The organism is Shewanella sp. UCD-KL12 (assembly GCF_001957125.1).
In the GTDB taxonomy this organism is placed as follows: Bacteria; Pseudomonadota; Gammaproteobacteria; order Enterobacterales; family Shewanellaceae; genus Shewanella.
On record NZ_MPHJ01000035.1, the window covers coordinates 1 to 3,734 of the forward strand.

The following is a 3,734-nucleotide window of genomic DNA, read 5'->3' on the forward strand; positions in this document are numbered from 1 at the left end:
AAATAGTGGTATCCCCAAGGGGATTCGAACCCCTGTTACCGCCGTGAAAGGGCGGTGTCCTAGGCCTCTAGACGATGGGGACCCGGACTGCATTAGACTCTGCAAAGAGTGAATACTCATTAAGTTTTGTAGGCTAAAACTCAACGCTTTGTAAATAGTGGTATCCCCAAGGGGATTCGAACCCCTGTTACCGCCGTGAAAGGGCGGTGTCCTAGGCCTCTAGACGATGGGGACCCGGACATTTATTCTTTTAACTCTATAAATAAAGAGTTGTCTATTAGCTAGAATCCAAAGGCTAAGGATTCGAACCCATGTTACCGCCGTACTATCTATAAGAAACCACTGCGCGGTGTCCTAGTCTTGTTCCCGCTAGACGATGGGGACCCGGACTGCATTAGACTCTGCAAAGAGTGAATACTCGTTGAACCTTGTAGGCTAAGATTTAACGCTTAAATAACCAGACCGAAATCTCATTATTTTCAAATAGTGGTATCCCCAAGGGGATTCGAACCCCTGTTACCGCCGTGAAAGGGCGGTGTCCTAGGCCTCTAGACGATGGGGACCCGGACTGCATTAGACTCTGCAAAGAGTGAATACTCGTTGAACCTTGTAGGCTAAAACTCAACGCTTTGTAAATAGTGGTATCCCCAAGGGGATTCGAACCCCTGTTACCGCCGTGAAAGGGCGGTGTCCTAGGCCTCTAGACGATGGGGACCCGGACATTTATTCTTTTAACTCTATAAATAAAGAGTTGTCTATTAGCTAGAATCCAAAGGCTAAGGATTCGAACCCATGTTACCGCCGTACTCTCTATAAGAAACCACTGCACGGTGTCCTAGTCTTGTTCCCGCTAGACGATGGGGACCCGGACTGCATTAGACTCTGCAAAGAGTGAATACTCATTAAGTTTTGTAGGCTAAAACTCAACGCTTTGTAAATAGTGGTATCCCCAAGGGGATTCGAACCCCTGTTACCGCCGTGAAAGGGCGGTGTCCTAGGCCTCTAGACGATGGGGACCCGGACATTTATTCTTTTAACTCTATAAATAAAGAGTTGTCTATTAGCTAGAATCCAAAGGCTAAGTATTCGAACCCATGTTACCGCCGTACTCTCTATAAGAAACCACTACGCGGTGTCCTAGTCTTGTTCCCGCTAGACGATGGGGACCCGGACTGCATTAGACTCTGCAAAGAGTGAGTACTCGTTAAACCTTGTAGGCTAAGATTCAACGCTTTGTAAATAGTGGTATCCCCAAGGGGATTCGAACCCCTGTTACCGCCGTGAAAGGGCGGTGTCCTAGGCCTCTAGACGATGGGGACCCGGACATTTATTCTTTTAACTCTATAAATAAAGAGTTGTTTATTAGCTGATGACCCAAAGGCTAAGGGTTGCAACTCATCTGACTTAATCTCACTAAACAAAATGAGGCAGACTTAAATTTATACTCTATTAAGCAGAGTGGTTAAATGGTGGAGCCTAGCGGGATCGAACCGCTGACCTCAACACTGCCAGTGTTGCGCTCTCCCAGCTGAGCTAAGGCCCCTCTTTAACCTATCACTTTTGAGTACGCTACTAAGCTTTTGCTTCGTTGTGTCTCAAGTGCGTGGCGCATTCTATGCAGCACACCCAAAAGTGTCAACTCGTTTTTTAGGAATTTATTCTATTTGCTACAAATTCAATCGCTTTGGAGATTCTTTGCTCAGAACGAGTCTTTCCAACCAAGAATAAGGTTAAATCAACAGCAGGAGACATACCCGCTCCTGTAACGGCTACACGTAAAGGCATGCCCACCTTCCCCATACCAACCTCTAACTCAGCAGCTGTATCTTCAATTGCTTGATGAATATTCTCTAAAGTCCACTCACTAATTTCAGCAAGTTTCTTCTGAATCAGCTCAAGTGGCTCCATAGCTACACCTCTAAGGTGCTTCTTAGCCGCTGTTGCGTCGAACTCTTCAAAATCTTCAAAGAAATAGCGGCTAGATGCAGCGAGCTCTTTTAATGTTTTAGCGCGCTCAGATAAGGCTGAAACGATCTCAGTAAGTGCAGGGCCATTACTAATATCTATTTTTTGGTCATCCATGTGCCATTTAAGTTGTTCTGCCACATATTCAGGAGCAAGTTCCTTCATATAGTGCTGATTCAACCATATAAGCTTATCTGTATTAAATGCTGAAGCCGCTTTATTAATATCCTCAAGCTTAAAGAGTTGTTTCATCTCCTCTATAGAGAAGATCTCTTGATCACCATGGGACCAACCTAAACGAACCAAGTAATTAAGCAGTGCTTCAGGTAGGAAACCATCATCGCGGTACTGCATGACACCTACAGCACCATGACGCTTAGAAAGCTTAGCGCCATCATCACCTAAAATCATAGCAACATGTGCATATTCAGGAATTGGGGCGCCTAGCGCTTTGAGGATGTTTATCTGTCTTGGCGTATTATTAATATGATCTTCACCGCGAACAACACACGTGATCCCCATATCCCAATCATCAACTACTACACAGAAATTGTAAGTTGGAGTTCCTTCCGTGCGCGCTATGATCAGATCGTCTAACTCCGAGTTTGCGATCTCAATACGACCACGAACGTGATCATCAAATACTACACTACCCTCAGTTGGGTTCTTAAATCGGATAACAAACGGCTCGGCAGTATCACGTGGAGCAAGATCGCGACAGCAACCATCATATTTCTGACTTTCACCGTTTGCTGCTTGCTCTTCACGCATCTTTTCTATTCGCTCGCGTGAACAGTAGCATTTATATGCACTCCCCTGCTCTAGCATCTGTGCGATGATTTCATTATAGCGATCGAATCGTTTCGTTTGGTAAAAAGGCCCGTGTTCCCAATTCAAGCCTAACCACTCCATACCATCAAGAATAGCCTGACAAGCTTCAGGTGTTGAACGCTCAAGATCAGTATCTTCAATTCTTAAAACGAACTCGCCATTATTTGCACGAGCATATAACCAAGAATAAAGTGCTGTACGAGCACCTCCAACATGTAAGAAACCGGTAGGACTTGGAGCAAAACGCGTCTTAGTTGTCATAGTGGGACACTAACCTATTATAGAAAGTCTAAATTCTAGACTGTACCAATGAATTTGGCGCATATTCTAACAGTCAAATGAGGTAAGAGAAAATAACATATTAAGGTTATGCGATTTAAATACTATTCTCTTTCTATAATATGAAGCCAAGTAAGCCAGATATTTGCTTACCCTATAAATAATTCTTGAGTTATACCAATAACAAATATGCCCTCTCTAGATACCAGCCGCGAGTGCCCCCTCAAAAAGGGCGAATAATACACAAAGCAACAATAGCTTGAGTAACAATTCAGCAGTCAGGGTGAAATTGCACCGTACTCGAGTTTTTATCTAAAAAAGCGTTGACACTACTTCCTCCCTCCCTATAATACGGCCCACACAGCGAGGTCGATTAGCTCAGCTGGGAGAGCACCTCCCTTACAAGGAGGGGGTCACTGGTTCGAGCCCAGTATCGACCACCATATCTTTTTTGTGAAGATAGTGTATTTTGTAAAATAGTAAGTCCCAGGTCGATTAGCTCAGCTGGGAGAGCACCTCCCTTACAAGGAGGGGGTCACTGGTTCGAGCCCAGTATCGACCACCATTCTTYTCATAAAGAATTAAAACATTATGRAATCCCAGGTCGATTAGCTCAGCTGGGAGAGCACCTCCCTTACAAGGAGGGGGTCACTGGTTCG

Annotated in this window: 1 protein-coding gene and 9 tRNA genes; 2 read left to right on the plus strand and 8 right to left on the minus strand. The window is 44.7% G+C overall.

What is annotated here, in order from left to right:
• Positions 1–6 precede the first annotated feature (6 nt).
• From BM736_RS24600 to gltX, 8 genes are all read right to left on the minus strand, one after another.
• Positions 7–82: transfer RNA gene (locus tag BM736_RS24600), tRNA-Glu, on the minus strand.
• A gap of 76 nt (positions 83–158) precedes the next feature.
• A tRNA-Glu gene (locus tag BM736_RS24605) sits at positions 159–234 on the minus strand.
• A gap of 253 nt (positions 235–487) precedes the next feature.
• A tRNA-Glu gene (locus tag BM736_RS24610) sits at positions 488–563 on the minus strand.
• 76 nt (positions 564–639) lie between these two features.
• Positions 640–715 (minus strand) — tRNA-Glu (locus tag BM736_RS24615).
• Between the two features lie 226 nt (positions 716–941).
• Positions 942–1,017 (minus strand) — tRNA-Glu (locus tag BM736_RS24620).
• Between the two features lie 226 nt (positions 1,018–1,243).
• Positions 1,244–1,319, minus strand: a tRNA-Glu gene (locus tag BM736_RS24625).
• Positions 1,320–1,467: 148 nt separating this feature from the next.
• Positions 1,468–1,543: transfer RNA gene (locus tag BM736_RS24630), tRNA-Ala, on the minus strand.
• Positions 1,544–1,647: 104 nt separating this feature from the next.
• Entirely contained in the window at positions 1,648–3,057 is a 1,410-nt protein-coding gene (gltX, locus tag BM736_RS24635; RefSeq protein ID WP_076416883.1) for a glutamate--tRNA ligase, read from the minus strand.
• A gap of 385 nt (positions 3,058–3,442) precedes the next feature.
• On the opposite strand from gltX, the gene BM736_RS24640 reads away from it, so the two are divergent.
• Positions 3,443–3,518: transfer RNA gene (locus tag BM736_RS24640), tRNA-Val, on the plus strand.
• Between the two features lie 46 nt (positions 3,519–3,564).
• Positions 3,565–3,640 (plus strand) — tRNA-Val (locus BM736_RS24645).
• The last annotated feature ends 94 nt before the right edge of the window (positions 3,641–3,734 follow it).

Coding starts and splice junctions, on each gene's coding strand:
- gltX (WP_076416883.1), bottom strand. CDS start 3,057: ATGACAACTAAGACGCGTTTTGCTCCAAGTCCTACCGGTTTCTTACAT.